Genomic DNA, 27000 nt, shown 5'->3' with positions numbered 1-27000 from the left:
AGGTCCGCGGACGGTGACGGGTGTCAGATCCGCTCGACGAGGTCCGCGATCGAGTCGACGACGTGGGACGGCCGGAACGGGTAGCGGTCGATCTCGTTCGCCTGCGTGACACCGGTGAGCACCAGGAACGTCCGCATCCCGGCCTCCAGGCCCGCGAGCACGTCGGTGTCCATACGGTCGCCGATCATGGCGGAGGTCTCCGAGTGGGCGCCGATCGCGTTCAGCCCGGCGCGCATCATCAGCGGGTTGGGCTTGCCGATGAAGTACGGCTTCCTGCCGGTCGCGGCGGTGATCAGGGCGGCGACCGACCCGGTGGCCGGCAGGGCGCCCTCGGCGGACGGGCCCACGTTGTCCGGGTTGGTGGCGATGAACCGCGCGCCGTCGTTGATCAGCCGTACGGCCTTGGTCATGGCCTCGAACGAGTACGTCCGGGTCTCCCCGAGGATCACAAAGTCGGGGTCGTGGTCGGTCAGGATGTAGCCGACGTCGTGCAGCGCGGTGGTCAGACCGGCCTCGCCGATGACGTAGGCGCTGCCGCCGGGCCGCTGGTCGTCGAGGAACTGGGCGGTGGCCAGCGCGGACGTCCAGATGTTCTCCATCGGCACGTCCAGGCCCATGCGCTGCAACCGGGCGTGCAGGTCGCGCTGGGTGTAGATGGAGTTGTTGGTCAGCACCAGGAACGGCCGGCCGGACTCACGCAGTTTCTTCAGGAAGGCGTCGGCACCGGGGATCGGAACACCCTCGTGGATCAGGACACCGTCCATGTCGGTGAGCCACGACTCGATGGGCTTGCGGTCTGCCATGCTTCGGCCTCCTGCCGTACGCGTGCCTGCGTGAGTCCAGCCTAGTGCCGAGGCAGGCAACGTTTGCCCGTCAAGGAGCGGCGTCCGGTGCGTGCTCTCGGTGTGCCGGCCGGAAGTCCTCGTACTGGATGTACTCGGGCTTTCGGCCGGTGCGGCGAGAGGGCGTGCCGGGCGTCGCGACGGGGCAAACGTTGCCTGTCGCGGCACTGGCCAGCGGCCGGATCGTGCCGGAGGCCGGTTCAGCTTCCGGTAGCCTGCTTCCACGCCTCCACGTACGCGGTGAGGTTCTTGTCGATGTCGTTCCAGTCCGGCGTGAACACCTCGACGCCCTCCATCAGCTTCTTCAGGGCCGTCGCGTTGGCGTCGTCGGCCGTGACGTCCTGGCGGACGCTGAAGCCGCCGCCGATCTCGCTGACCTGCTGCTGCGCCTGCTTGCCGAGCATGAAGTCCAGGAGCTTCCTGCCGTTGGCGTCGTGCGGGGCGTGGCTGACCAGTCCGGCGGCGTACGGCAGGGCGAAGGTGGTCGGCTTCCCGCCCTCCCGGGCCGGGAACCAGATGCCGAGGTTGGGCATGGTCTTGGACTGGGCGTAGTTCATCTGGACGTCGCCGTTGGCGACGAGCAGTTCGCCCTTGTCGACCTTGGGCGCGAGCTTGCCGGTGGAGGCCGACGGCCCGACGTTGTTGTCCTGGAGCTTCTTCAGGTACGCGAGCGCCGCGTCCTTGCCGCCGAAGTCGTGCATGGCCTTGACGAGCACGGCGGTGCCGTCGCCCGCGACACCCGGCGTGGAGTACTGGAGCTTGTTCTTGTACGTGCCGTCGAGGAGCTGCTCCCAGGTGGTGGGGGCCTGCTTGAGCTCCTTCTTGTTGTAGACGAAGCCGAAGTAGTTGTTGACCACGGAGGTCCAGGTGCCGTCGGCGGCCTTGTCCTCGCCTGCGACCTGGTCGGCGCCCTGCGGGGCGTACTTCTGCAGCAGGCCCTTGCTGTCCGCCTGCTGGATGAACGGCGGCAGGGTGACCAGCACGTCGGCCTGCGGGTTGCCCTTCTCGCGGACGGCCCGCTGGACCATCTCGCCGGAGCCGCCCTCGACGTACTTGACCTTGATACCGGTCTGCTTCTCGAAGTCCTTGAAGACGCGGTCGTACCAGCCGTCGCCGTTCTCGCCCTTGAGGCCGTCGGCGCTGTAGACGGTGACGACCTTGGCGTCGGCGGCGGAGGAGTTGCCGCCGCAGGCGGTGAGGGGGGCGGCGAGAAGACAGACGGCGGTGGCGATCTTGAGCGTGTTCTTGCGCATGGCGAGGTGAACTCCTGGCTCGATGGGGCGTGTCGGGGGTGGAGGGAGCGGGGGGGGTGGCCTAGCGGTGGGCGGCCCTGGTGCGGATCCGGGAGACGGCGAGCAGGACCAGCAGGGTCGCCGCCATGAGGACGACGGCGAGGGCGGAGCCGGCGAACAGGGAGCCGCGGTCGGTGGCCCCGTAGATCAGGACGGGCAGCGGGGTCCAGTCCGGCGGGTAGAGCATCATCGTGGCGCTCAACTCGCCCATGGACAGGGCGAAGCAGAGGCCGGCCGCAGCAGTCAGCGAGGGCAGCAGCAGCGGCAGCCGCACCCGCCACAGCACCCGGGCGGGCCCGGCGCCGAGGGAGGCGGCGGCCTGTTCGTAGACCGGGTCGAGGCGGCGCAGGGCGGCGGTGACCGACTGGTAGGCGAAGGCCGTGACCAGCACGGTGTGCGCGAGGACGACGATCCACCGGGTGCCGTTGAGCAGCAGCGGCGGCTGGGAGAAGGCGACCAGGACCGCCAGGCCCACCACCACGGAGGGCACGGCGACCGGCAGCACGAACAGGGCGTCCATCACACGCCGGTGGCTCTTCTTCAGCGCCGCGCCGGCCAGCGCCGCCCAGGTGCCGACGGTCAGGGCGAGCAGGCTCGCGCCGAGCGCGGTGAGCAGGCTGGTGGTGAGTGCCTGGAGGGCGTCGCCGTGCGTGGCCGCCTGGTAGTTGGCGGTGGTCAGGCCGGACGGCAGGACGCTGGACCAGTGGGTGGCGAAGGACGCGCCGAGGACGACGAGGAGCGGCAGCGCGAAGAGGGGGAGGAAGAGGACGAGGAAGACCGCCCACAGGGCCCACTTCGCCTTGCGGCTATGCACCAGCACGACGGCTCACCACCCGGTACAGGCCGTACAGGCCCACGGAGAGAAGGACGTTGACCACGGCGACCACGCAGGCGCCCGGGTAGTCGGACTCCAGGATCGCCTTGCTGTAGACGAGGGCCGGCAAGGTCGTGACGCCCTTGGCTCCGGTGAACAGCACGATGCCGAACTCGTTGAGGCACAGCACCAGCACGAGGCTGCCGCCGGCCGCCAGCGCGGGCAGCGCCTCCGGCAGGATGATCTGCCGGACCATGCGGGGCGCGCGGGCCCCGAGCGAACTGGCCGCCTCCAGCTGCGCGGTGTCCAGCTGCGTGAACGCGGCGAGCAGCGGCCGCATCACGAACGGCGTGAAGTAGGTGACCTCCGCCAGCAGCACACCCCACGGCGTGGTGAGGAACTGGAACGGCCCGTCGGCGGCCCCGGTGACGTCCGTCCACAGGCCGTTGGCCATGCCGACGTTGCCGTAGATGAACAGCAGGGCGAGCGTGATCAGGAAGGACGGGAAGGACAGGAAGACGTCGATGAACCGGGCCACCGCATTGGCGCCGGGGAACGGCACGAACGCGATGACCAGGGCCAGCAGGAAGCCGAGGACCAGGCATCCGGCGGTCGAGCCGAGCGCGAGCCACACGGTGGTCCACAGCGCCTCACGGAACGCGGCGGACGCGAAGACGTCGACGTAGGGCTGGACGGAGGTCCCGCCGCTGTCGGGGTGGAGGGACTGCCGGCCGACCAGGAAGAGGGGGTAGAGGAAGAACACCGCGAGGAGGACGACCGGGGGCAGGGCCCACAGCAGCCTCGGCGCCGTCCGCGGGCCGCGCCCGCGCGCCCGGGCGGGTGCCGCGTCCGGGCCGGGGCCCGCCGCCCTCTCCCCGGGACGGGCGGGCGCCGCCCGCAGGATCGGTTCAGCGCTCATCGCCGCTCACCCCCGCGGCCAGCAGCGCCGCGTCCTCGGGCGCGAAGTGCAGGCTGACCTCGTCGCCGTGGACCGGCGGGTTCCTCAGCTCGGGCAGGTCCGCCATCACCGGCTGGCCGGCCACGTCGACGTACAGCCGATGCGTGGAACCGCGCCACTGGATCTCGCTGACGGTGCCGGTGAGCCGGTTGGGTCCGTCACCGAGGCCGACCAGGTGGGGCCGTACGCACAGGGTGGCCCGCGCGCCGGCCGCCGCGCCCGCCGTGTCGACCTTCAGTTCGGTGCTCCCGAGGGCGGCGCCCCCGGCGGTCACGGTGACCGGCAGCAGGTTGGCGTTGCCGACGAAGGAGGCGGTGAACTCGTTGGCCGGGGCCCGGTACAGCTCCCGGGGCGTCCCGCACGCCTGCAGGCGCGCCTTGTCCATCACCGCGATCCGGTCCGCGAGGGTCAGCGCCTCGACCTGGTCGTGGGTGACGTACAGGATGGACACCTCGGGCAGTTCCCGGTGCAGCCGGGCGAGCTCGGTGAGCATCCCGGAGCGCAGCCGGGCGTCGAGCGCGGACAGCGGTTCGTCGAGCAGCAGGACGTCGGGCCGGATGGCCAGGGCGCGGGCGATGGCGACGCGCTGCTGCTGGCCGCCGGACAGCTCCCGCGGGTAGCGGCGCGCGTAGGCGCCCATGCCGGTCATCTCCAGGGCCTCGGCGACCCGCTCGCGGATCTCGGCCTTGGCGACCTTGCGCGCCTTGAGCCCGAAGGCCACGTTGTCCTCGACCCGCATGTGCGGGAAGAGCGCGTACTGCTGGACGACCATTCCGATGCCCCGGCGGTGGGGCGGCAGGTCCGTCACGTCCCGCTCCCCCAGCAGCACCCGTCCCGACGCGGGCCGCACGAACCCGGCGACCGCCCGCAGCGCGGTGGTCTTGCCGGACCCGGACGGCCCGAGCAGCGCCATCACCTCGCCCGGCGCGACGGTGAGGTCGAGCGAGTCGAGGACGACGTTGCGGTCGTAGGCGACCGTGACGGAGTCGAACCGGATGCTCATGTCACCGGGCTCCTCGAAGCAGGGCGGGAAGGGCGGCGACCGAGTCCAGGACGTGGGTGGCGCCCGCGGTGCGGAACTCCTCGTCGCCGTGCGCCCCGGTCCGGACCCCGGCCACCAGGCCCGCCCCGGCGCGGACGCCGGTGAGCATGTCGTAGGAGGTGTCGCCGACGACGGCCACCTGACGCACGTCGTCGGCGGCCCTGGCGCGCAGGAAGGCCTCCAGCACCATGTCCGGGTACGGCCGCCCGCGCCCGCCGGCGTCGGCCGGGCAGAGGGTGAGCGTGGCGAGGTCGCGCCAGCCGAGCGCGTCGAGGATCGTGTTCTGGGTGACGCGGGAGAAGCCGGTGGTCAGGGCGACCGCGCGGCCGTCGGCCACCATCTCCTCGATGGCCTCACGGGCGCCGGGGATCGGGGCGACGAGGCCGCCGTCGACCAGGCCGCCGTACGCCTTCTCGAAGGCGGCGTTGGCCCGCTGGGCCAGGTCCTCGGCGCCGAACAGGTGCCGGAAGACGGAGATCTTGGACTCGCCCATGGTGGCGCGGACGTAGGCGAGCTTCTCGGCGTGGTCGGCCGAGCCGGGCTCGACGCCCAGTTCGGCGGCGGCCGCGGCGAAGGCGCGCTCGACCAGGCCGCCGTCGGCGACGGTCGTGCCGGCCATGTCCAGGACGACGAGGCGGATGTCGGTCGTCGTTGTGTCGCTCATCGGTTTCTCACCAGCCCAACTCGTCGGCGGTCTTCTCGGCTATCGCGGGTGCGCAGGTCATGCCGCGCCCACCGGGCCCGGTGACCAGCCACACCCCGTCGCGGACCTGCTGCCGGTGCACCACCCGGCCGGGGTCGGTGCACTGCGCGTACACCCCGGCCCAGCGGCGCCGGATCTTCGGCAGCGGGCGGCCGAGGAAGGACTCGACGACACCGGTGAGGTGCTCGTAGGGGTCCTCGACCGTGTCGAACGCGAAGGGGTGCTCGTACTCGTGGGTGTCGCCGATGGTCAGTCCGCCGTCGGCGCGCTGCACCATCAGCAGCTGCATCCGGTGCGCGGAAGCCGTCTCGGCCTGCGCCTGCCCCGCGTTGAGCTCGTCCAGGGCCTTCGACGCGTACGCCGGGTAGTACCGGAAGCTGTCGCCGTCGGCCACCGAGGTGGTCAGCGGCTCACCGAGCGGGTCGGTCTGCATCATCTGGAGCCGGACGCGGCGGACCGGCAGGTCGGGGCCGGCGAGTTCCCGTACGAGTCCGCCGAGCCAGGCGCCCGTGCACAGCACGACCATGTCGGCGGTGTGCACGTCGCCGTGGTCGTCGCGGACGGCTCCCTCGCCGACGACCTCGCGGACCTCGCGTCCGGGCAGGAACGTGTAGTTCGGGTGCTTGAGCAGTTCGGCGCGCAGGGCCAGCTGGGCGGTGCGCGGCTCGACGGCCGCGTCGCGCTCGCAGTACAGGGCCGCGTCGTACTCCCCGCGCAGGGCCGGGTTGATGGCACGGGCCTCGGCCGGGGTCAGCAGCTTGCGACCGCGGACCGCGGCGTCCGGGCGGGCCACGACGGCCTCGGCGACGGCACGTTCGAGCTCGCCGCGCACGGGGGTCAGGGAGCCGTTGGCGCGGAAGCCCAGCGCGGGCACGCGGCCGCCGATCTCCTCCCACAGCTCCCGGGCGCGCAGGGCGGTCTCGAGTTCCTCTCCTTCCGCGCGGCCGGAGACCCATATCTGCCCGAAGTTGCGCAGCGAGGCGCCGCGCGCCTCGACCTCCCGCTCGATCTGTACGACCTCGTGGCCGCGTTCCACTGCTTGCCAGGCGTGCATGGTTCCCACCACACCGGCTCCTACGACTGTCACTCTCACGACGTCCACGTTCCTCCCGGACAGGGAACCGGAGGGGTCCTGCCGACAACGGGAGGTTGAACGAGCCGTCAAGATTGGGCTAGACCCGTTACCTTCTCGTGACCGAAAGGGAGGGTGTCGGGGCCCTGACCGTCAGCCGCGCAGGTGGGTGGTGAAGGAGAACCGGTCCCCCCGGTACAGGCTGCGCACCCGCTCCAGCGGGCGCCCCTCCGTGTCCCGTGAGACACGGTGGATCAGCAGCATGGGCACCGCGGGGGGAGTGCCGATGAGCAGGGCCTCCCGCGGGGTGGCGAGCACCGTCTCGATGCGCTCGTCGGCGTCGCCGAAGGCGATGCCGAGCCCCTGGAGGTAGGCGTAGAAGGAGGAGTCGGGGTCGAACCCGGTGTCCAGGTGCGGCACCCGGGCGACCGCCACGTAGGTGCTCTCCAGGCCGACCCGCTCGTCGTCCGCGAGGAGCACGCGCTCCAGGTGCCAGACGGGCTCGCCGCGGACGAGTCCCGTCTCGGCGGCGAGGGGGTCCGGGCAGGGGAAGCGGTCCAGGGTGACAAGGGACCGTCCGGGGGCGCGGCCCTGCCGCCGTACGCCTTCGGTGTAGCTGACCAGGGACAGCGGCTGCTCCAGCTTGGGGCCCGCGACGACCGTGCCGCGGCCCCGGCGCCGCAGCTTGCCCTCCAGGACCAGTTCGCGCACCGCCTGCCGCACGGTCTCCCGGGCGACCCCGTACTCCTCGGACAGATCGCGCTCGGTCGGGATCGGCCGGTCCTCCCCCAGTTCGCCGATGAGGTCGTCGATCCTCGCCTTCACGGCGTAGTACTTGGGGATCCGGCCGTGCTCCGGGATGCCGGAGCGCACCGGGGAGCCGGGGGCCTGGTCGTTGGGGTAGTCCACCCGGAGATCGTCGCAGATCGCGGTGCCGTACCCCGCGAGCGGGGGCGGGCCGGCCCACTGCGAGAGTAGGGCCCATGACTGGCACTCCCTTCCGCGTCGGCCTCGTCGGCTACGGCCTGGCCGGCTCCGTCTTCCACGCCCCGCTGATCGCCGCGGCGGAGGGCCTGGCCCTGGACACGGTCGTCACCTCGAACCCGCAGCGGCGGGAACAGGCCCGCGCGGACTTCCCGGACGTCCGCCTCGCCGCCGGCCCCGACGAGCTGTTCGCCCGCGCCGGCGAGCTGGACCTGATCGTCCTCGCCTCCCCGAACAAGACGCACGTGCCGCTCGCCACGGCCGCGTTGAAGGCGGGCCTGCCGGTGGTCGTGGACAAGCCGCTCGCCGGGACGGCGGCCGAGGCCCGGGACCTGGCCGCCCTGGCCGACGAGCGCGGACTGCTCCTGTCCGTCTTCCAGAACCGCCGCTGGGACAACGACTTCCTCACCCTGCGCAAGCTGGTCGCCGAGGGCGAGCTGGGCGACGTGTGGCGGTTCGAGTCCCGTTTCGAGCGCTGGCGGCCGCGGCCGAAGGGCGGCTGGCGCGAGTCCGGCGACCCCGCGGAGATCGGAGGCCTGCTGTACGACCTCGGTAGTCACCTGGTCGACCAGGCCCTGGTGCTGTTCGGCCCGGCCACCCAGGTGTACGCCGAGTCGGTGGTGCGCCGCGCGGGCGCCGAGGCGGACGACGACACCTTCATCGCGGTCACGCACGCGGGCGGCGTCCGCTCCCACCTCCACGTCTCCTCGACGGCCGCCCAACTCGGCCCCCGTTTCCGGGTGCTGGGTTCCCGGGCCGGCTACGTGAAGTACGGTCTGGACCCGCAGGAGGCCGCGCTGCGGGAGGGAAGGCGCCCGGGCCCCGAGGGCTGGGGCACGGAGGACGAGTCCCTGTGGGGTCGCATCGGTTCCGGGGAGTCCCCGCTGACCGGCGGCGGCCGCCCCGTACCGACCCTGCCCGGCGACTACCCGGCGTACTACGCCGCCGTGACCGCTGCCCTCCGCGACGGCGCCCCGAACCCGGTGACCGCGCGGGAGGCCGCCGCCGCGCTCGACGTCCTGGAGGCGGCCCGCCGCTCGGCCCGCGACGGCGTGACGGTGACGCTGTGACGAACGACGAGCGCACCGCCCCCGAGGCCACTCCGAGCATCGAGGACCTGGAGGCGCAGGAACGCCGCCTGGTCCTGCCCCGCTTCACGCACGACGACGCCTGGGCGCTGGGCTCGCTGCTGGTGGAACTGGCGCGCGAGCGGCAGGCGCCGGTCGCCGTCGACATCCACCGCGCCGGCCAGCAGCTCTTCCACGCCGCCCTGCCCGGCTCGACCCCCGACAACGACGCCTGGATCGCCCGCAAACGCCGGGTGGTGGAGCGCTACGGCTGTGCCTCCTACCTGGTCGGCGCCCGCTTCCGCGCCAAGGGCACGACCTTCGAGGTCTCCTCCCGCCTGGACCCGGACCGGTACGCGGCCCACGGCGGCTCCTTCCCGCTCCACGTCGAGGGCGCGGGCGTGATCGGCGCGGTGACGGTGTCCGGGCTGCCGCAGCTCGAGGACCACCGGATGGTGGTGGAGGCACTGGAGCGGTTCCTGGCACAGCGTTAGTGCTCTTGGGGGAAACCGCGGAATATCCGGGGACGCCCTCCGGTTGGGAGCTGCCGCAGGCGTGACGATCAGGCCACAGCCACCCCATCCGGAGGGATCGGAACCGATGAGTGACACCACAGGCCCCTCGCACCCCTTGCGGGAGACCATCGGCCGGTACGGAATCTGGAGCATCGGACTCCGCTCGGAGGACGCGGCCCGTAAAGGCGAACTCGCCGAGGCGGCGGCCGAGTTGGAGGAACTCGGATACGGAGCCGTCTGGCTGGGCGGCAACAGCACCGCCCGCAACGCCGCCCCGCTGATCGAAGCGACCCGTCGGATCGTCGTCGCCACCAGCATCCAGAGCGTCTGGCAGCAGGACGCCGCCGACAGCGCGGCGGAGTTCACCGCGCTGGAGGCCGCCCACCCCGGCCGCTTCGTGCTCGGCCTCGGCGTGAGCCACGGCCCGCGCGTGCAGCAGTACCGAAGGCCGTACTCGACGATGGTCGACTACCTGGACCGGCTCGACGAGCTCGACCGGTCGGGCAAGGGTGGCGTACCCGCCGGGCGCCGCGTGCTCGCCGCCCTGGGCCCGAAAATGCTGGAGCTGTCCCGCGACCGGGCGGCCGGCGCGATCCCGTACCTGGTCACGCCGGACCACACCGCGCAGGCCCGCGAGATCCTGGGCGGGGCGACGCTGCTGGCACCGGAGTTCAAGGTCGTCCTGGAGACCGACCCCGCCCGCGCCCGTGCGGTGGCCCGCGACTATCTCGCCCCCTACCTGGAGCTGCCGAACTACACCGACAACTTCCTGCGCCTCGGCTTCACCGACTCCGACGTCACCGGCGGCGGCAGCGACCGCCTGATCGACGCGGTGGTCGCCTGGGGCGAGGACTCCCGGATCCGCGAGCGGATCGAGGCGTTCCACACGGCGGGCGCCGACCACGTGGCGCTCCAGGTGATCACCGACGGCCCGCGCGACGCCCTGCCGCGGGAGCAGTGGCGCAGACTGGCCTCCCTGCTGGCGTGAGCGGGCCGGGTGAAGCGGACGGGGGCCGGGCCAAGGGGCTTGGGGAACCGCGCAGGCCCGCGTCAGGTGGGCGCCGCGGGCACGCGCCCACCCGCGGTGTCCCGGGTCTCACGGCCCGCCGGCCCCCACAGCCCCGCCCCGCGGAGCGCTACGCGTCCTTGAGTTCCTGCCGCTGCCGGCCCAGCCCCTCGATCTCCAGCTCGACCACGTCGCCGGCCCGCAGGTACGGCTTGGGCTCGGGCTGCCCCATCGCCACACCGGCCGGCGTCCCGGTGTTGATGACGTCACCGGGGTACAGCGTCATGAACTGGCTGACGTAGCGCACGACTTCGGCGACGGGGAAGATCTGGTCGGCGGTCGTCCCGTCCTGCTTCAGCTCGCCGTTGACCCACAGGCGCAGCGGCAGCGCCTGCGGGTCGGGCACCTCGTCCGCGGTGACCAGCCAGGGCCCGAACGGGTTGAACGTCTCGCAGTTCTTCCCCTTGTCCCAGGTCCCGCAGCGCTCGATCTGGAACTCCCGCTCGGAGACGTCGTGCGCCACCGCGTACCCGGCGACGTGCGCGAGCGCCTCCTCGTGCGACTCCAGGTAGCGGGCCGTACGCCCGATGACGACCGCCAGCTCCACCTCCCAGTCGGTCTTCACCGCGCCGCGCGGCACGAGCACGGTGTCGTTCGGCCCGACCACGGTGTCCGGCGCCTTGAAGAAGATCACCGGCTCGGCGGGCGGCTCGGCGCCGGTCTCGCGGGCGTGGTCGTGGTAGTTCAGCCCGATGCACACGATCTTGCCGATCCGGGCGAGCGGCGGCCCGATCCGGCACGCGGCCGCGTCCGGCCCGGCCTCGTCCAGCGCGGGCAGGTCCCCCGTCGCGGCGGCGGCACGGATCCGGCCGAGTGCCGCGTCGTCGGCGAGCAGGGCGCCGTCGATGTCCGGGACGATGCCCGACAGATCCCGCAGGATGCCGGTCGCGTCCAGCAGCGCGGGCCGCTCCGCACCCGCCGTACCGACTCGCAGCAGCTTCATGTGTCCCAACTCCCTCGCTCGCGGGCGCCCGGCCGATGAGGGCGACCTGGGTGCGGCAGACGCGGTCATCGGAGGGCTGGTCGATCGTCCAAGGTCGACCAGCCCTCCGCAAGAGCGCGTTCAGGTACTGGACCGTAGCCCCGGCCGGGAGCGGGGCCGTGCGTCCGCGCTCACCGGTACAGCAGGAACCGCTCGACCGTGCTCCACGCGGTACTGGTCACCACGTAGAGCGCGGCGGCCAGCGGCACCACCGCCACGGTGACCAGCGTGAAGAAGGACATGTACGGCATGACCTTGCCGACCGCGCCCGCGGCGCCGCCGCCCACGCCCGCCGTCACGGTCGTGTCCAGGGAGTTCCTCGCCCGGAGGAAGTTGAACGCGGCGACGACGGCCACCACCGCGAACAGCCCCAGGTACACCGCCCCGGCCGCCCCGAACACCCCGTCCCCGGCCAGCGCGTCGGCCCACCGCCCGCCGAGCGGCGCGGCCAGCAGCCGGTGACCGAGCAGCCCGTCGCCGTCCGCGGCCGGGGTCGAGAACAGGTGGTAGAGCAGGAAGAAGGCGGGCAGTTGCAGCAGGCTGGGCAGGCAGCCCGACAGCGGCGACACCTTCTCCTCGGCGTGCAGGTCCAGGACGGCCTTCTGCAGCCTCGCGGGGTCCTTCCGGTACTTCCTGCGCAGCTCGTCGATCCGCGGCTGCAACGCGGCCTTCGCCTTCTGCCCGCGCGCGGCGGCCCGGGAGAGGGGGTGCAGGAGGAGTCGTACGAGCGCGGTGAACAGGACGATCGCGGCGGCGGCCGCGGAGGCGTGGAACAGCGGCTGGAGCAGGTCGGCGAGCCGCTCGACCAGGGTGGCGAAAACGGACATGGGTGAGCCCTCCGGGGGTCTCGTCGTGCCGGGCGTGCGCGAGGGGCGCGTGGGATGGCGGCATGACGACCCGCGCGGGGTCACGAGGTGATGTGTGCGTGCCCTACACGGTGGTCGCCGGAAGGGCGCACCCGGGCGCCCGGGGCCGCGGCCGGCCCGCCGCGTCGGGATCGCGCTGCGGCAGGAAGGCCGTGCGGCGGTCCCGGTCCCGGATGGCGGTGCGCACCCGGGTGGGCGGCACGGCGGGCGCGCAGCGGGAGGCGAGCACCGCGCAGACGACGAGCGCGGAACCGGCGGCGGCGGTCGCGGCGAGCGCGACGGCCAGGGTCCCGGACAGACCGCCGGCGTCGAACAGGACGACCGGCAGCAGCAGGAGGGGCAGGAGGAGGGACAGGAGCAGCGGCACGGCGGCGGGACGCGGGGCGAGGCGACTGCGGATCACGTCGACTCCCTCCCCGTGGGCGTGCGGTGCGGTGCTCCGTCGCCGACTGCCGGCGAGCGGCGGGCGGCTTCGGTTCACCGAATCGGTGTACAGCTCGTTATACAGGATCGGTCTCGAGCGGTTGCAGCAGCCGTCGCGGCTCGAGCAGCGCCCGGCTGACCGGATCCGCCGGGTCCGGGTCGAGTCCGGGTCCCGGTTCCATGAGGACGTCCTCGACCGGTACGACGGTTGCGCAGGCGGGGCACTCGCCGTACGACCCGAGTTCGGTGCCGCACTCCGCGTGCCGGAAGCAGCGCAGCTGGGCGCCGGTGAAGTGCTCGCGCCCCCACAGGCCGAGCGCCCGCAGGGTGGGCCACAGCGCGATCCCGCGCTCGGTGACGACGTACTCGTCCCGGGGCGGCGCGTCCTGGTACCGCCGCTTCTCCAGGATCCCCTCCGCCGTCAGCGTCTGGAGGCGGGCGGCGAGGACCGCGCGGGGGATGCCGAGGTGGACCAGGAAGTCGTTGTACCTCCGGACGCCGTACAGCGCGTCGCGCACGACGAGCAGCGTCCAGCGCTCCCCGATGACCTCCAGCGCGCGGGCGATCGAGCACTCCTGCGTCGCGTAGTCCTTGCCCAGTGCCATGCCGTCCACTGTAGCCACTTTCCCTACCATTGGTTCAATGAACGAACTGAGGGTGCTACGGTTCTGGAAGAGGTCGGTTCAATGACCGAACTCGCATGACGTCTTCGCTCCGCCCAGCCCCGGAAGGACAGGTTCATGACCGGGCTGAACTCTCCCGCGACCTCCACCCCGGCGGTCACCACCCCGGCGGTCACCACCCGCACCGCCGCCCCACGCCTCAGGCGTCGGGACGGGCCCCCGCGCCCCCGGGCCACCCTGGCCGTGACCAGCGCGGCCACCGCCGTCGCCCTGATGACGTACACGGCGCCGATGGTCACCCTGCCCGGCACCGCGGCCGCCCTGCACACTCCCCTCTCCGCCCAGGCGTGGCTGCTCAACGGCACCCCGCTGGGCCTGGCCGCCCTCCTCCTGATCGCCGGCAGCCTGGCCGACGACCACGGGCGCCGCCGCGTCTTCCTCGCCGGCACCCTGGCCCTGGGCCTGACCACGGTGCTGGGCGCCCTGGCGACGTCGACCTGGCAGTTCACGCTGGCCCGCATCGCCCAGGGCGCGGCGAGCGCGGCCCTGCTGGCCAGCAGCCTGGGCCTGCTCGTGCACGCCTTCCCCACCCCGCGCGGCCGACTCCGCGCGACCGGCGTCTGGGGCGCCTTCGTGAGCGGCGGCATAGCGGTCGGCCCACTGGTCACGGGCGCCCTGCCGAACTGGCGGGCGGCCTACGCCGTCCTGGGCGCCGCCACCCTGGTCACGGCCGCGCTCGGCACCCGCGCACTGTCGGAGTCCCGCGCGCCGAGGGGCGGCCGCCCGGACGTCCTCGGCGCACTGGCCTTCGGACTGGCCCTGGTGACCCTGGTGGCCGCCCTGACCCTGGGCCGGGACGGCTGGCTGCGGGCGCCGGTGGGTCTGCTGCTCGCGGCGGCCGTGGCGCTGCTCGGGGTGTTCGCACTGCTGGAACGCCGCACCGGCACGCCGATGATCGATCTGTCCCTGCTGCGCCGCCCCCGTTTCCTGGCCTCCTCGGCGGGCGGACTGTTCACCGGCCTGGCGGTGATCGGCCTCTTCAGCTTCCTGCCGGCCCTGGTGCAGCAGACGCTGGGCCTGTCGCCGATGACCACCGCGTGGCTGTTGCTGCTGTGGTCCGGCACGAGCTTCGCGGTGGCCCTCCAGGCCAGGCACCTGGCGGGACGGGTGCCGCCGCGCGGGCAACTCGTCCTGGGCTTCGTCCTCCACGCGGCCGGCGTCCTGACGATGCTCGGCGCGATCGGCTCCGGCTCCTGGCTCCGCCTGCTGCCGGGCCTGCTGGTGGGCGGCGCGGGCAGCGGCCTGCTGAACGCCGCGCTGCCCCTGCTGTCGGTGGAGTCGGTCCCGCCGGACCGCGCGGCGATGGGCTCCGGCGCCCAGCAGACCCTCCGCTACATCGGCTCCTGCGCCGGAGTCGCCCTGACCATCGCCCTCGTCACCTCGACGGGCAGCCCGGCACGGGGTGCCGACGTGGCGATGGTGGTGTCGGCGGGGCTCGCGGTGGTGGGCGCGGTGAGCGTGGGGCTGTCCGGGGAGCGGAGGGTCTCGCGGGAGCGAAGGTGAGGGCGCGGGCGCGTGCGGAGGGGGCGCGGGGTGAGGGCGTCCGGACGGGGCGTGTGCACAGGGGCGGAAAGCGTACGCGGAGGGCGTACGCGGAAGGGGAGCGGACAGGGGTGGGCGGCGTACGGACGGGGGTGGGCGGCGCATGTACGGGGGGTGAGGCCCTGGCCTGTGGATACCTCACGTTTGTCGCTGTCCGGCAGTACGGTGTCCCCCATGCGCCCCGCCACGCCCGCTGAAGACGCCGACCACGCCACCGAAGCGGCCCGCCTCGAGCGGACCGCCGATCTGTACCCCGAGGACGCCGAGGCCCTCCTCCTCCAGGCCGCGGCCCACCGGGAACTGTCCGGCGACCGCCCCGCCGCGACGGCCCTCTACGACCGTCTGCTGTCCTCCTCCACCGGCCTGGAGAACCCGCATCTGGTCCGGGCCCTCAAGGCCGCCAACCTCTGGGAGTACGGCCACGAGGCGGAGGCGAGAGCGATCATCGAGGGTGTCCGTGCCGCGGCGCCCCGCGACCCGGCCCCCTGGGTGATCGTCGCCGAGTCCCTGGAGACCCACGACGAACTCGAAGCGGCGCAGGAGACGTTCACGCAGGGCGCGGAGCTGCTCCTCGCGAACGCCCAGCAACCCCCGCACACCACCCACCCCCTGCTCTTCGGCCGCCACCGCGTCCGCCGCATGCTGGGCGCGGCCCACGACGACTGGGACATGCTGGCCGACACGCTGCACAGCTCCCCGGTCTCCCTGGACGAACTCCACGACCCCAAACGCGTCTGGTCCCTCGGCTCGGAGAACCCGGCCGAGCTGAAAGCGGAGATCGCCCGCCTCCGCGCCGAACTCGGCGCCTACCGCTCGGCCCTCTCCCGCCCCTTCCCGGTGGCGGTCCTCCACTGGCCGGCCGAGGAACTGTCCGAACTCCTCACGGCCTATGCTGGCCTCACGTCCGAATACCCCTCCCGCGAGGCCCACTTGGCGACGATAGAGGCGTCCCTGCGCGAGCTGGCCTCCTCCGGCACCCCCAACCTGGGCATCGTCACGGGCACGGTCCCCTCCTACGAGGCCTTCGCCGCCTCGGAGGCCGCCTCCCCGTCCGATCCCGCCCTGCTGCCCCAGTACGCGACGACCCTGGCGGCCCGGGGCCGGGCGGTCGCCTGGCCACCGCAGCGGGGGGCGGGGTGCTGGTGCGGGTCGGGGCAGGCGTACGGGGAGTGCCACGGGATGACCGGACCCGCCGAGCCCGCCGGAACCGTCTGAGCGGGCCGGAGACGACCGGTTCCCGTCCCGTTCGCCGCCGCCCGTCCCCGCCGGGCGGTGCGCGTCCCGGGCGGGACGACTCACGCCGAACGCGGCCCTGATCACGACCTCCGCAGCACGCCTTAAGGTGCTGCCTGTTGGTCGACTCGTCCGATCAGATGACCAACGGGTCCGGAGATGTGGGTATGGGGATCGGGGGGAAAGAGGGGGATGAGGGCCGATGAACAACGCCCGTGCGACTGAGGTGTTCCAGCCGCTGCTGCCGGACGATCCGCTCGTGGTTGCCGGTTACCGCCTCGCCGCCCGGCTGGGCGCGGGGGGCATGGGTCGGGTCTACCTGTCGCACACGCAGGGCGGCAGGCCGGTGGCGCTCAAGGTGATCCGGCCGGAACTGGCCGACGACCCGGCCTTCCGGCGCCGTTTCCGCCGGGAGATCACCGCGGCCCGGCGGGTCCGGGGCGCGTACACCGCCGAGTTGATCGACGCCGACGCGGACGGCGTACCGCCCTGGCTGGCCACGCTGTACGTGCCCGGGCCCTCCCTGACCGAGGCCGTCGCCCGGCGCGGGCCGCTCCCGGTTCCGGCGGTGCTGTGGCTGATGGCGGGCGTGGCCGAGGCGTTGCAGGCCATCCATGACGCGGGCATCGTGCACCGGGACCTGAAGCCGTCGAACGTGCTGCTGGCCGCCGACGGACCGCGCGTGATCGACTTCGGCATCGCGCTGGCCTCCGACGCCACCTCGCACACCACCACGGGCGCCACCGTCGGCACGCCGTCGTTCATGGCCCCCGAGCAGGCGTCCGCGGGCGAGGTCACGGCGGCGACCGACGTCTTCGCGCTCGGCCAGACGGCGGCGTTCGCGGCCCTGGGCGAGCCGTTGTACGGGGACGGCCCCGCGGTCAGCGTGCTGTACCGGATCGTGAACGACGAACCCGACCTCTCCCTTCTGCCCGAGCAGCTCCGTCCGCTGATCGCCCGGTGCCTGGCCGCGGATCCGGAGGATCGTCCCGCCCCGGCGGAGATCGTCGAGTGGTGCCGGCAACGGCTGGGCGGGGACGCCGACGCGGGCGGCGGACCGGCCGTCTGGCAGGAGATCGCGGGACCGGAGGTGACGGTCCCGCCCCCGGTCCCCAACCCCACCCAGGGCTACCCCCTGCCTTCGGCCGGCTGGCCGTACCCGGCGGGCCCGGTCCCACAGGCCGCGTGGACGCGACCGCCGATGCCTCCCGACCCGAACGAGCGACGCGCCCGCAGACGCCGCAACGCACTGATCGCGACCGCCTCCGTGACGGCGGGAGCGCTGCTGGTGACAGGCTTGGCGTGGACGGTCATGGACGCGGCGAACCGGCTCCGCCACTCAGGCGCAGGCCGGGGTGCGGCCACATCCTCGACGCCCCCGCCGGGGGCGTCCGCAGGGTCTTCGGCATCCGCACCGGCCTCCGGAGCTGACAAGCGTGCACCGGCAGCGTCGCGCCCCTCCGAGCCGCGGGCTGAACCGTACGCATTCCAGTGGCTGGACGAGAAGAACTCACTGGACATCAAGGAACCGGTCGAGCGCAAGGACCGCAAGGGGGACATCCGCTTCGTCTGCAAGGAGACCTGCGCGCTGGAGAGCGACACCAGCCTGTTCGTCATGCTGTACAGCAAGCCGGGGGCCACCCTCGATTCGTGCCGTCGCGCCCTCACCGACCCCGAAGGTCGCAGGCTTCCGCTGGCCTTGGTGGCGGCCGGCAGCGAGATCTGTGTCAAGCACCCCTCGGGAGACATCGCACTGCTCGTAATTCAGACGAAGTCGGACGCGCTGCCAAAGGGCGGGTTCAGCTTCATGACCGCGGACATGACGGTCTGGCGGGCGGCCTAGCCGGCCCGTTCCCTTCGCCTCACCGAAGGGTCAACGGGGAGGCGGACAAGGGTTTTTCCAAGGGTGTTTCTGTGTCAGGCTGATGCTCTGCGACAGGGGGAACCACTCCATGCGACCCATGCGGATCGTCGTCACCGTCGAGGCGGCGGACGGTGATGCCGAGGAAACGGACGCACTCACCTGTGACCTGCAGGAGGAGTTGCTGTTGCTCGACGCGGCCGAATCCGTCGCACGCCCGGAGGGAGAAGCAGCCCCGATCGGCGCCAAGAGCGGCACGGCCACGACACTCGGAGCTCTGCTCGTCACCGGGGTGTTCTCGCGCACGGCACTGAACGCGATGGTCAGCCTGGTGAGCGAGTGGCGGCAGCGGGCGCAGGCCCGGCGGGTGGAACTCACCGAGGGCGAGGACTCGTTGATCGTCGAGGGCCTTTCGGGCAGTGACCAGAAGGCCCTGATCGAGGCGTGGCTCCAGCGGCGTTCCGGCAGCAGCCGGCAGCCGTAGGCACGTGGAGACACCTTGAGCCGCGTCGCCCTGCTCATCGCCACCACCGACTACCTCGACTCCGGGCTGCGCCGCCTGCGCTCTCCCGCGTCCGACGCACGTCGTCTGGGCGCGCTGCTGGAAGACCGGACGGTCGGCTACTTCGACCGGGTCATCCCGCTGGTCAACGAGTCGAAGGCCGAGATCGAGGAGCACATCGAACGGGTGCTGCGCGATCTCGTGCCGAACGACACACTGCTGATCTACGTGTCCTGCCACGGGATCAGGGACAAGCACGGACGCCTGTTCTTCACGACGCTGCGCACCAAACGGGACCTGCCCGAGTCGACCGCGATCTCCGCGCGGTTCATCGAGGAGCAGACGAGCCGCTGCCGCGCCCGGCGCAAGGTACTCCTGCTCGACTGCTGCTTCGGCGGGGCGTACATCCAGGGGATGGCGCCCTTCGCGCCCGACGACGGTGAGCTGTCGGCGCAGGCGGCCGGCAAGGGCACGTACGTCATGACGGCCTCGGACGTCCTCGAGTTCGCCTTCGAGGGCGAGACGGTGAAGAGCCGCTCGGGAACCTTCCACTCCGTGTTCACCGAAGCGGTGATCGACGGCCTGAGCACCGGACGGGCGGACATCGACAACGACGGTGTGATCACCGCGCACGAGCTGTTCCAGCACATCGAACGGCACGTCCGGGACAGCGGGGCCCCGCAGACACCGACCGAGTTCCGCTCCGGCGTGCAGGGCAACATCCCCATCGCCAAAGCCGCGTTGTGGCACCAGGGGCGTGCCGCGGAGGCCGATCCCTTCGTGGGCGACGGCCTCACCCTGGGCGAGTTGCTGCCGGCGCTCGCGGCCAGTCCCGAACGCGGTCTGTGCGCCCCCGACTGGCCGCCGAACGGACAGCTCAGGGTGCCCCTGGGGAGGATGTACGACCCGGCACAGGGCCTCCAGGAGACGTTGACGCTGGACCTGTCCGGGGGCGCGCCGCACATCGGCGTCGTGGGCAGCAGGTGGAGCGGCAAGACGTCGGTCCTGCGCACCCTCGCCTGTTCCCTGGCGCTGACCCACACCCCGGACGAAGTGCAGATCTACGGGCTGCACGGCGAACCGGACGGAATGATGCGCCTGGACGCCCTGCCGCACGTGGGCATGGTGGCCGACTACGCCGGCAGCGACGACGTACGCGTCCTCGTCGACGGCATCATGGCCACGCTGAAACGACGCGAGCGGCTCTGTGACGCCTTGCGCATCCGGTCCCCGAAGGTCTTCCGCCAGAAGCGGATGCAGGGAGTGCTGCAGGGCGAGTCGAACGGGGAGGTGTTCCTCCTCGTCGACTCCTGGCCGGACTTCGCGGCACGCTATCCCGACGAGTCCCGCCTGTTGCTCCGCGTCGCTCAGCAGGGTGTCTACTACGGCATCCACCTCGCGGTCTCCGCCGACCGGTGGTCGGACCTGCCCCAGGACCTCTTCCTGCACCTCGGCACATGGGTCGAACTCGCCCTCGCCGACCCGCGGGAGTCGCGGATCGACAGCGACCTCGCCGGGGGTATCCCGCCGGGGCAACCGGGGTTCGGACTGACACGGGGACGACGCTACGTCCGGCTCGCCGTCCCCACCCTGGCCCGAACGGGCAACCCGGGGGAAACGGCCACGCCCCCGCAGTCCTCCTTCGGTGACGAGGGGGAGGAACTCGACGCGCTCCTGCACAAGGTGGCCGCGGCGTGGCAGCGGCCCGGAGCCCAGCCGCTGAGCACCTTCAAGGACAGCGACGACCCCACCCCTCGTCTACTGGATCTGCTGCCGCTCCCCGAGGACTGGGAGACCGCCCCCTCGTCCGCGTGGATTCCGAGGTCGGCTCAGAGACTCACCACCCCGGTGGGCGTCGACACCAACGGCGCCCCTGTGATGCTGGACATCAGGGAGTCCGCGCTGGGGGGCTGGGGTCCACACGGCCTGTGCGTCGGCACCACCGGTTCCGGCAAGTCGGAGCTGCTGCGCACCCTGGTCCTCGGACTGGCGGTCACCCACTCCCCCGAGACGCTGAATTTCGTCCTCGTGGATTTCAAGGGCGGCGCCACCTTCACGGGAATGGCACGCCTGCCGCATGCGGCGGCGGTCGTCACCAACCTCGCCGACGAGCCGTCCCTGGTCGACCGCATGGGCGACTCGATCCGCGGCGAACTCAACCGGCGCCAGGAGTTGCTGCGCAGTGCGGGCAACTACGCCAACATCCACGACTACGAGCGAGCACGCGCGGCGGGCACCGCGCTGCTGCCGCTGCCGACGCTCGTCCTGGTCATCGACGAGTTCGCGGAACTGCTGTCCGCCGAGCCCGATTTCCTGGAGGTGCTCATCCTGATCGGCCGCATCGGCCGTTCGCTGGGCATTCATCTGCTGCTGGCCTCCCAGCGCCTGGAGGCGGGGCGGCTGCGCGGTCTGGAGACCTATCTGTCGTACCGCATCGGTCTGCGCACCTTCTCGGCCGAGGAGTCCCGGGCCGTACTGGGCGTGCCGGACGCCTACCAGCTGCCCTCGGTGCCCGGCTCCGGCTACCTGAGGTACGACATGGACCACATGGTCGGCTTCCGGGCGGCCTACGCCTCCGGCTGGAGCGGGGCGGACACGCGCGCCGCTGACAGCGAGTCACCGATGGAAGTCATCCTGAGCCGCCTGGAGAACCAGGGCCCCTCGGCCCACCAGATCTGGCTGCCGCCGCTGGACCGGACGCCGACGCTCGACGAGCTGCTTCCGGGCCTGACGGCCGTCGAGGGCCGTGGTCTGACACAGCCCGGCCGTCCGGACGCGGCCCAGCTCGTCGTGCCGCTGGGCCTGGTGGACAAGCCGTTCGAGCAGCAACGCGAGATCCTCATGGCCGACTTCTCCGGCGCCGCGGGCAACATGCTGATCACCGGCGGCCCGCGGTCCGGCAAGTCGGATCTCCTCCGTACCCTTGTGGCGTCCTTCGCCCTCACCCACACTCCGCGGGAAGTCCAGTTCTACGGGCTCGACTTCGGCGGCGGCGGCCTGTCCGCCGTGGCGGAACTTCCCCATGTGGGCGGTGTCGCCTCCCGTCTCGACCCGGAGCGGGTCCGACGGACCGTGGCGGAGGTCTCCGCGATCCTTACCCGGCGCGAGGAGTACTTCCGGGCGGGCGGCATCGACTCCATGGCCACCTACCGGCGCCGCCGAGCGCTCGGGGAGATCACCGACCAACCATGGGGGGACGTCTTCCTGATCATCGACGACTGGCGAGGCTTCCGCCAGGACTACGAGACGATGGAGGAGACCGTCACCGACATCGCCTCGCGCGGCCTCGGCCACGGCATCCACGTCGTCCTCACCACGCACCGCGCCGCGGACGTACGTCCGGTGCTCAGGGACCAACTACTGCAGCGGCTGGAACTGCGGCTCGACGACCCCAAGGAGTCGGAGTTCTCCACCACCGTCGCCGCGCACGTTCCGGTGGGCGTACCCGGCCGCGGCCAGACGCCGGAGAAGCTGCACTTCATCGCGGCGGCGCCACGCATCAACGGTCTTCTCCCCGGGGGCGATCTGCCCGACGCCACCGCCGCCATGAGCCGGTTCGTCGCCCAGGCCTGGCAGGGTCCGCCGGCCCCACCGGTCCGGCTGCTCCCCCGCGAGCTGCCCGCCGCCCAACTGCCGAAGGGCTACGACCACCCCGAGTACGGCATCGCCTTCGGCATCGACGAGGACACCCTGCAACCCGTCTTCGTCGACTTCGAGACCGACCCCTTCTTCCTGGTCCTCGGCGAGAGCGAGTCCGGGAAGACCGCGCTGCTGCGACTGCTGGCCAAACAGATCTGTCTGCGCTACCGGCCCGACGAAGCGCGCATCGTCGTCGCCGACTACCGGCGGTCCCTGCTCGGCAGCATCCCGGACTCACACCTGGCCGAGTACGCCGCCGTGCCCCGCACCGTGGACACGCACATGACAGCGCTCAAGGATCTCTTCGAGCAGCGCGCTCCGACGCCGGACATCACTCCGCAGCAGTTGCGCAACCGCAGCTGGTGGTCCGGCCCGCGGGCGTTCGTGATCGTCGACGACTACGACCTGGTCTCGACCTCCACGGGCAACCCGCTGGCCGTCCTCACCGAGTACCTGCCCTTCGCCCGCGACGTCGGCGTCTGTTTCATCATCGCCCGCAACTCCACCGGCGCCTCCCGTGCCGCCTACGAGCCGTTCATGCAGCGCGTCAGGGAACTGGGCGCCCAGGGCGTGGTCCTCTCGGGCGACCCCACCGAGGGCGAGATCCTCGGCACCGTCCGGGCCCGCCCCCTCCCCCCGGGCCGCGGCTACTTCGTCTCCCGCCGCAGGGGCACACCTCTGATCCAGGTGGGGTGGCAGCCGGAACAGTGAGCTCGGCATCACTCCCTGGCTCACCTTCTGGTGGGCCCCGGGCTGTCGGTGGCTCCTGTTACAACAGAGCCACCGACATACGGCCAAGGGGGGCGTGGTGACGAAAGCACAGGATGCGGGACAGCCGGTCGCCGGCGTGTACGAGAAGCTGATCACCCAGCGCGTGCACGATGAGCTGGGGCAGCTCGAGGCCATGGGGTGGAAGGCCGTCGACGCCGAGGTCAGCGAGGAATCCTCACCACATGTGCTGGCCCGCCATGTCAGTGAAGTGGTCGCCCGTAGGCTCAACCAGCTCCCGACAGACCAGCGGGTTCCCTTCGTCAACAAGGTTCTGGAGTCCCTGGCCACCGGTACGGACCACCACAGCGACGCCGAGCCCGTCAGCACGGTTGCCGAGGGCCCACGGCAGTTGCTCGCCCTCGCCGAGCGAGAGGCACCAGGCGCCTACGCGATCCGTCCGCTCACTCCGCTGTCCGAGACCTCGCTGCTCACGAACTCGCCAGAGGACTTGAGTCTCGGTGGGGAGCTGCGCGCCGAGCTCGCGACCGCGGACCGTATCGACCTGCTCTGCGCGTTCGTGAAGTGGTACGGCATCCGGGTCCTGGAGGACGCTCTACGCGCCGCCAAGGAGCGCGGCGTAGCGATCCGCGTCATCACGACCACATACATGGGCGCCACCGACCGGCACGCGCTCGACCGGCTGGTGCGGGACTTCGGCGCGACCGTCAAGGTCAACTACGAGATCCGCTCCACCCGCCTGCATGCCAAAGCCTGGCTGTTCCGGCGCGAGACGGGCTTCGACACCGCCTACGTCGGCAGCTCGAACCTGTCCAGGGCCGCGCTGCTCGACGGCCTGGAGTGGAACGTGCGGCTGTCGTCCGTCGCCACACCCGCCGTACTGGACAAGTTCGAGGCGACCTTCGACTCGTACTGGAACGACACCGCCTTCGAGACCTACGACCCGGACCTGCACGGTGAACGCCTCGACGGGGCGCTGTCCCAGGCGAGTGGCACCAACTCCACCACCGACCTGAAGATCAGCCTGTCCGGCCTGGAGGTACGCCCCTTCTCGCACCAGCGGGACATGCTGGAGCGGCTCACCGTCGAGCGGGAGCTCCGTGGACGGCACCGGAACCTGCTGGTCGCGGCCACCGGTACCGGGAAGACGGTGATGGCCGCCCTGGACTACCGCAGCCTGTGCCGGAAGACGGACGGCAGCCGACCGAAGCTGCTCTTTGTGGCCCACCGCAAGGAGATCCTCAAGCAGTCCCTACGCACCTACCGGGAGGTGCTGAACGACGCGTCGTTCGGGGAGCTGCTGCACGCGGGGCACGATCCGCGCGAGTGGAACCATGTCTTCGCCAGCGTCCAATCGCTCAATGTCCAACGCCTTGAGCGACTGGCTTCCGATCACTTCGACATCATCGTCATCGACGAGTTCCACCACGCCGTCGCGACCACGTATCGGCGGGTCATCGACCACTTCACGCCGAAGGAACTCCTCGGCCTGACGGCGACACCCGAGCGGATGGACGGACTCAACGTCCAGGACGAGTTCTTCGACGGCCGGATCGCCGCTGAGATGCGCCTTTGGGAAGCCCTGGAGAACGACCTCCTGTGCCCCTTCCACTACTTCGGCATCCCTGACGGCACCGATCTGACGAACCTGGGCTGGCAGAAGGGTTCGTACGCCGACCAGGAGCTCGGCAACCTCTACACGGGCAACCACGCCCGCGCCCGGATCGTGGTGAAGCAGATCCAGGACAAGGTTTCCCACCCGGGAGCCATGCGCGCGCTCGGCTTCTGCGTGACCAAGGCGCACGCCCACTTCATGGCCGACTTCTTCCGCGCGGCCGGCTTCCAGGCCGTGGCGCTCGACAGTGACTCACCGGCTGACGTGCGCGCCCAGGCGCTGTCCGACCTGGGCGAGGGCAAGCTCCAAGTGATCTTCTCCGTCGACCTGTTCAACGAGGGAGTCGACATCCCCGACGTCGACACGCTGCTCCTCCTCCGCCCCACCAACAGCGCCACCGTCTTCCTGCAGCAACTGGGCCGGGGGCTGAGGCGCACCGAGACGAAACCAGTGCTCACCGTCCTCGACTTCATCGGGCAGCACAGGGCTGAGTTCCGCTTCGAGGAGCAGTTCCGGGCACTGACCAACCTGTCGCGTAACCGGCTCGTCGAGCACATCGAGCACGACTTCCCGCAGCTGCCATCCGGTTGCCAGATCATCCTGGAGGGCAAGTCGAAGGACCTCATCCTCGACAACATCCGGGCCCAGGTAAACGCCACGGTGAAGACATTGGTGAAGGAGGTCAGGGCTTACAGCACTCCACGCCTTGCCGACTACCTCAGAGAGAGCCGCCGAGAGATCAAGGAGCTCTACAAGAGCGAGAACTCCTGGACGACCGTCCTGCGCCGGGCCGGCCTGATCGAGGAGCCCGCGCCGGATGGGGAAGCGGCGCTACTCAAGCGGGTCCACGCTTTCCTCCACGTGGACGATCCGGAGCGCGCGGACGCCTACCTCCGCCTCCTCCACGATGACGCCCCACCGTACGAGGGCATGGGTCCGGCCGAACAGTCCTACGCCCGCATGCTGTTCTTCAACCTCTGGGACAACGCGGGAGGCTTCACCAGCTTCCAGGACGGTCTTGAGTCCCTTCGCTCTCAGCGGGCGTTCCGTGACGAGCTGAGGCAGGTGCTGTCACACGTCATCGAGCAGGCCGACCACTTCCCCATCGCGCTGTCCGGCCACCTCAGCCAGGTCCCGTTGAAGGTTCACAGCGCCTACAACCGCTCGGAAATCCTCGCCGCCCTCGGTGTGGCCCGCTTCGGCGGGCAGATGCCCCGCTCCTTCGCGCAGGGCGTCCAGTGGGTCGAGGACCTCCAGACGGACGCCCTGCTCATCACGTTGGACAAGAACGAGAAGGACTTCTCGCCCACCATCCGGTACAGGGACTACGCGTTGAGCTCGACGCTGTTCCACTGGGAGTCGCAGAACTCAACAGCCGAGAGCTCCCCAACCGGGATGCGCTACCAGCAGCACAAGCAGCGCGGTAGCCACGTCCTGCTGTTCATGCGGCGCTACAAGAACACCGACATAGGAAAATCCCAGCCGTGGATGCTCCTCGGCCCGGCGACATACCAGTCCCACACGGGAAGCAAGCCGATGGCGATCACCTGGCGTCTGAAGCACGACCTCCCGGCCGACGTGTGGACCTACTCGGCCATCAGGTCCAGCTGATCCACAGCACCCCTAGCAACCAGCGGGTCCGGCCCCGGCCTGGAAGTGCGGCTGGGCTCGCTCCAATACCTCGTCCGGGTCCCGGCCATGGGCGCCGAGTCAGTGGAGGAGATCGCCGATCACGCTGATCGCCGACTCCTCCGCCACCGCCGTCTCGCAGCTGCCCGCGAGAAAAGCAAGCCCTGCCAGCCAACCCGGTGAACTTCCCAGGACAGAACCTCTAGGCCACCGCGGATTCGGCCTCGTAATGCATCTGGGCCCGGTCCAGCACGTCGTCCGGGTCCAGGCCGCGCGCGGACGTCCAGTGCAGCAGGTCGGCAATCAGCTCGACCGCCGACTCCTCCAACACCGTCACGCACCGCCGCCCCTCCAGGACGGAACCACTGTGCCCCTGGTAGCTCTCGAGGGCTGCGACGGCACGCTCCACGCGCCGACAGGCGAATTCGGAACCAAGTGCAATCTCGCACCACACCGCCTTGCCGAGCGCGGTAGCAACGGTCCCCCAGTCCAGCGCCATGGCCGCGAGCAGATGCAGGCCGCGACCGCATTCCTCGTCACAGTCAGCGATGTGCAGGGAAGGCAGCGCGCAACTCTTGTCGTGCATCTCGATCCGCAGCCGCTCGCGCTTCCACTCAAGGATCAGGGTGGCCGACACGCCCTCGCCAACGTGTTTGATGACGTTCGTCGCCAGTTCCGTGACAAGCAGCTCCGTTTCGTCGGCGGCTGCTGGCACCCCCCACTGGTCCAACTGCGCTGCAGCAGCCTTCCGTAGCAGTCGGACCTCCGCCGGCAGTGCTTCAAAGGGCAGAACACAACGGTGCGGGCAGTCCTTCGTGCCGGTACCAGGCATGAGCATCCCTCCTCCCACGCCACGCGCATGCTGCGCCCACCGTGTCTGTACGGCTGCATTGCGTAGCGACCCGTAGCGAGGATGGCACAGAGAACTCTCACTGTGTAAC

Annotated in this window: 22 protein-coding genes; 9 read left to right on the top strand and 13 right to left on the bottom strand. The window is 71.3% G+C overall.

Going from position 1 to position 27000, the window contains the following annotated elements:
- Nucleotides 1-23 precede the first annotated feature (23 nt).
- The 8 genes from ACIHCX_RS28130 to ACIHCX_RS28095 all read right to left on the bottom strand — a co-directional run bounded on the left by ACIHCX_RS28130 (nucleotide 24) and on the right by ACIHCX_RS28095 (nucleotide 7632).
- Nucleotides 24-803 carry an HAD-IIA family hydrolase gene (locus tag ACIHCX_RS28130; RefSeq protein WP_400034239.1) on the bottom strand — a complete coding sequence of 260 codons (780 nt, stop codon included), beginning with the start codon at nucleotides 801-803 and terminating at the stop codon, nucleotides 24-26.
- 239 nt (nucleotides 804-1042) lie between these two features.
- Nucleotides 1043-2095, bottom strand: a complete 1053-nt coding sequence (locus ACIHCX_RS28125; protein ID WP_400034237.1) for a 2-aminoethylphosphonate ABC transporter substrate-binding protein — start codon at nucleotides 2093-2095, stop codon at nucleotides 1043-1045.
- A 61-nt stretch (nucleotides 2096-2156) separates the two neighbouring features.
- Nucleotides 2157-2954: an ABC transporter permease gene (locus tag ACIHCX_RS28120; protein WP_400034235.1), complete on the bottom strand. Its 798-nt coding sequence runs from the start codon at nucleotides 2952-2954 to the stop codon at nucleotides 2157-2159.
- Entirely contained in the window at nucleotides 2941-3867 is a 927-nt protein-coding gene (locus ACIHCX_RS28115; protein WP_400034233.1) for a 2-aminoethylphosphonate ABC transporter permease subunit, read from the bottom strand. Before ACIHCX_RS28115 ends, ACIHCX_RS28120 begins: the two co-directional genes overlap by 14 nt.
- Nucleotides 3857-4909 carry an ABC transporter ATP-binding protein gene (locus ACIHCX_RS28110; RefSeq protein WP_400034231.1) on the bottom strand — a complete coding sequence of 351 codons (1053 nt, stop codon included), beginning with the start codon at nucleotides 4907-4909 and terminating at the stop codon, nucleotides 3857-3859. Before ACIHCX_RS28110 ends, ACIHCX_RS28115 begins: the two co-directional genes overlap by 11 nt.
- 1 nt (nucleotide 4910) lies before the next feature.
- On the bottom strand, nucleotides 4911-5612 hold the full coding sequence (locus tag ACIHCX_RS28105; protein WP_400034229.1) for an HAD family hydrolase: 702 nt from the start codon (nucleotides 5610-5612) through the stop codon (nucleotides 4911-4913).
- Nucleotides 5613-5619: 7 nt separating this feature from the next.
- Complete coding sequence (locus tag ACIHCX_RS28100) at nucleotides 5620-6744, bottom strand: TIGR03364 family FAD-dependent oxidoreductase (protein WP_400034227.1); 1125 nt, start codon at nucleotides 6742-6744, stop codon at nucleotides 5620-5622.
- Between the two features lie 132 nt (nucleotides 6745-6876).
- Complete coding sequence (locus tag ACIHCX_RS28095; RefSeq protein ID WP_400034225.1) at nucleotides 6877-7632, bottom strand: GntR family transcriptional regulator; 756 nt, start codon at nucleotides 7630-7632, stop codon at nucleotides 6877-6879.
- 74 nt (nucleotides 7633-7706) lie between these two features.
- Here ACIHCX_RS28095 and ACIHCX_RS28090 point away from each other — a divergent pair, with 74 nt between their 5' ends.
- The 3 genes from ACIHCX_RS28090 (at nucleotide 7707) to ACIHCX_RS28080 (ending at nucleotide 10277) form a co-directional block, all read left to right on the top strand.
- Nucleotides 7707-8777 (top strand): Gfo/Idh/MocA family oxidoreductase, encoded by a 1071-nt coding sequence (locus ACIHCX_RS28090; protein WP_400034223.1) that lies wholly within the window; start codon nucleotides 7707-7709, stop codon nucleotides 8775-8777.
- Nucleotides 8774-9268 carry a heme-degrading domain-containing protein gene (locus tag ACIHCX_RS28085; RefSeq protein ID WP_400034221.1) on the top strand — a complete coding sequence of 165 codons (495 nt, stop codon included), beginning with the start codon at nucleotides 8774-8776 and terminating at the stop codon, nucleotides 9266-9268. The genes ACIHCX_RS28090 and ACIHCX_RS28085 overlap by 4 nt, the downstream gene beginning before the upstream one ends.
- Before the next feature lie 106 nt (nucleotides 9269-9374).
- Nucleotides 9375-10277, top strand: a complete 903-nt coding sequence (locus ACIHCX_RS28080) for an LLM class F420-dependent oxidoreductase (protein WP_400034219.1) — start codon at nucleotides 9375-9377, stop codon at nucleotides 10275-10277.
- Nucleotides 10278-10425: 148 nt separating this feature from the next.
- Here ACIHCX_RS28080 and ACIHCX_RS28075 read toward each other — a convergent pair whose 3' ends face one another.
- The 4 genes from ACIHCX_RS28075 to ACIHCX_RS28060 form a co-directional block, all read right to left on the bottom strand.
- Entirely contained in the window at nucleotides 10426-11298 is an 873-nt protein-coding gene (locus ACIHCX_RS28075; protein WP_400034217.1) for a fumarylacetoacetate hydrolase family protein, read from the bottom strand.
- Nucleotides 11299-11468: 170 nt separating this feature from the next.
- A complete protein-coding gene (locus ACIHCX_RS28070) occupies nucleotides 11469-12164 on the bottom strand; it encodes a YidC/Oxa1 family membrane protein insertase (protein WP_400034215.1) in 696 nt (231 codons plus the stop codon).
- Between the two features lie 103 nt (nucleotides 12165-12267).
- Complete coding sequence (locus tag ACIHCX_RS28065; protein WP_400034213.1) at nucleotides 12268-12606, bottom strand: DUF6412 domain-containing protein; 339 nt, start codon at nucleotides 12604-12606, stop codon at nucleotides 12268-12270.
- Nucleotides 12607-12703: 97 nt separating this feature from the next.
- On the bottom strand, nucleotides 12704-13231 hold the full coding sequence (locus ACIHCX_RS28060; RefSeq protein ID WP_400034211.1) for a winged helix-turn-helix transcriptional regulator: 528 nt from the start codon (nucleotides 13229-13231) through the stop codon (nucleotides 12704-12706).
- A 135-nt stretch (nucleotides 13232-13366) separates the two neighbouring features.
- Here ACIHCX_RS28060 and ACIHCX_RS28055 point away from each other — a divergent pair, with 135 nt between their 5' ends.
- From ACIHCX_RS28055 to ACIHCX_RS28030, 6 genes are all read left to right on the top strand, one after another.
- Nucleotides 13367-14812 carry an MFS transporter gene (locus ACIHCX_RS28055; protein ID WP_400034209.1) on the top strand — a complete coding sequence of 482 codons (1446 nt, stop codon included), beginning with the start codon at nucleotides 13367-13369 and terminating at the stop codon, nucleotides 14810-14812.
- Between the two features lie 213 nt (nucleotides 14813-15025).
- Nucleotides 15026-16066 carry an SEC-C domain-containing protein gene (locus tag ACIHCX_RS28050; RefSeq protein WP_400034207.1) on the top strand — a complete coding sequence of 347 codons (1041 nt, stop codon included), beginning with the start codon at nucleotides 15026-15028 and terminating at the stop codon, nucleotides 16064-16066.
- Between the two features lie 220 nt (nucleotides 16067-16286).
- Nucleotides 16287-17927 (top strand): serine/threonine-protein kinase, encoded by a 1641-nt coding sequence (locus tag ACIHCX_RS28045; RefSeq protein ID WP_400034205.1) that lies wholly within the window; start codon nucleotides 16287-16289, stop codon nucleotides 17925-17927.
- Between the two features lie 109 nt (nucleotides 17928-18036).
- The gene (locus ACIHCX_RS28040; RefSeq protein WP_400034203.1) at nucleotides 18037-18429 is read left to right on the top strand and encodes a hypothetical protein; all 393 of its coding nucleotides are present in this window, start codon (nucleotides 18037-18039) and stop codon (nucleotides 18427-18429) included.
- A 15-nt stretch (nucleotides 18430-18444) separates the two neighbouring features.
- Nucleotides 18445-22797, top strand: a complete 4353-nt coding sequence (eccCb, locus tag ACIHCX_RS28035) for a type VII secretion protein EccCb (RefSeq protein WP_400034201.1) — start codon at nucleotides 18445-18447, stop codon at nucleotides 22795-22797.
- Between the two features lie 94 nt (nucleotides 22798-22891).
- Nucleotides 22892-26041: a DUF3427 domain-containing protein gene (locus ACIHCX_RS28030; protein ID WP_400034199.1), complete on the top strand. Its 3150-nt coding sequence runs from the start codon at nucleotides 22892-22894 to the stop codon at nucleotides 26039-26041.
- Between the two features lie 220 nt (nucleotides 26042-26261).
- Here the strand turns inward: ACIHCX_RS28030 and ACIHCX_RS28025 are convergent, their stop codons facing one another.
- Complete coding sequence (locus ACIHCX_RS28025; protein WP_400034197.1) at nucleotides 26262-26891, bottom strand: ATP-binding protein; 630 nt, start codon at nucleotides 26889-26891, stop codon at nucleotides 26262-26264.
- Between the last annotated feature and the right edge of the window lie 109 nt (nucleotides 26892-27000).

It is taken from the genome of Streptomyces sp. NPDC052043 (genome assembly GCF_044548235.1).
Taxonomy (GTDB): Bacteria; Actinomycetota; Actinomycetes; order Streptomycetales; family Streptomycetaceae; genus Streptomyces.
Note: the sequence above shows the minus strand (reverse complement) of the source record. Positions and strands in the feature narration are given on the sequence as shown.

What these genes read in the sequence shown, in the direction of transcription:
- ACIHCX_RS28130 (WP_400034239.1), bottom strand. Translation starts at nt 803, where the DNA reads ATGGCAGACCGCAAGCCCATCGAGTCGTGGCTCACCGACATGGACGGT.
- ACIHCX_RS28125 (WP_400034237.1), bottom strand. Translation starts at nt 2,095, where the DNA reads ATGCGCAAGAACACGCTCAAGATCGCCACCGCCGTCTGTCTTCTCGCC.
- ACIHCX_RS28115 (WP_400034233.1), bottom strand. Translation starts at nt 3,867, where the DNA reads ATGAGCGCTGAACCGATCCTGCGGGCGGCGCCCGCCCGTCCCGGGGAG.
- ACIHCX_RS28110 (WP_400034231.1), bottom strand. Translation starts at nt 4,909, where the DNA reads ATGAGCATCCGGTTCGACTCCGTCACGGTCGCCTACGACCGCAACGTC.
- ACIHCX_RS28105 (WP_400034229.1), bottom strand. Translation starts at nt 5,612, where the DNA reads ATGAGCGACACAACGACGACCGACATCCGCCTCGTCGTCCTGGACATG.
- ACIHCX_RS28090 (WP_400034223.1), top strand. Translation starts at nt 7,707, where the DNA reads ATGACTGGCACTCCCTTCCGCGTCGGCCTCGTCGGCTACGGCCTGGCC.
- ACIHCX_RS28080 (WP_400034219.1), top strand. Translation starts at nt 9,375, where the DNA reads ATGAGTGACACCACAGGCCCCTCGCACCCCTTGCGGGAGACCATCGGC.
- ACIHCX_RS28075 (WP_400034217.1), bottom strand. Translation starts at nt 11,298, where the DNA reads ATGAAGCTGCTGCGAGTCGGTACGGCGGGTGCGGAGCGGCCCGCGCTG.
- ACIHCX_RS28070 (WP_400034215.1), bottom strand. Translation starts at nt 12,164, where the DNA reads ATGTCCGTTTTCGCCACCCTGGTCGAGCGGCTCGCCGACCTGCTCCAG.
- ACIHCX_RS28060 (WP_400034211.1), bottom strand. Translation starts at nt 13,231, where the DNA reads ATGGCACTGGGCAAGGACTACGCGACGCAGGAGTGCTCGATCGCCCGC.
- ACIHCX_RS28055 (WP_400034209.1), top strand. Translation starts at nt 13,367, where the DNA reads ATGACCGGGCTGAACTCTCCCGCGACCTCCACCCCGGCGGTCACCACC.
- ACIHCX_RS28050 (WP_400034207.1), top strand. Translation starts at nt 15,026, where the DNA reads ATGCGCCCCGCCACGCCCGCTGAAGACGCCGACCACGCCACCGAAGCG.
- ACIHCX_RS28045 (WP_400034205.1), top strand. Translation starts at nt 16,287, where the DNA reads ATGAACAACGCCCGTGCGACTGAGGTGTTCCAGCCGCTGCTGCCGGAC.
- ACIHCX_RS28040 (WP_400034203.1), top strand. Translation starts at nt 18,037, where the DNA reads ATGCGACCCATGCGGATCGTCGTCACCGTCGAGGCGGCGGACGGTGAT.
- ACIHCX_RS28025 (WP_400034197.1), bottom strand. Translation starts at nt 26,891, where the DNA reads ATGCCTGGTACCGGCACGAAGGACTGCCCGCACCGTTGTGTTCTGCCC.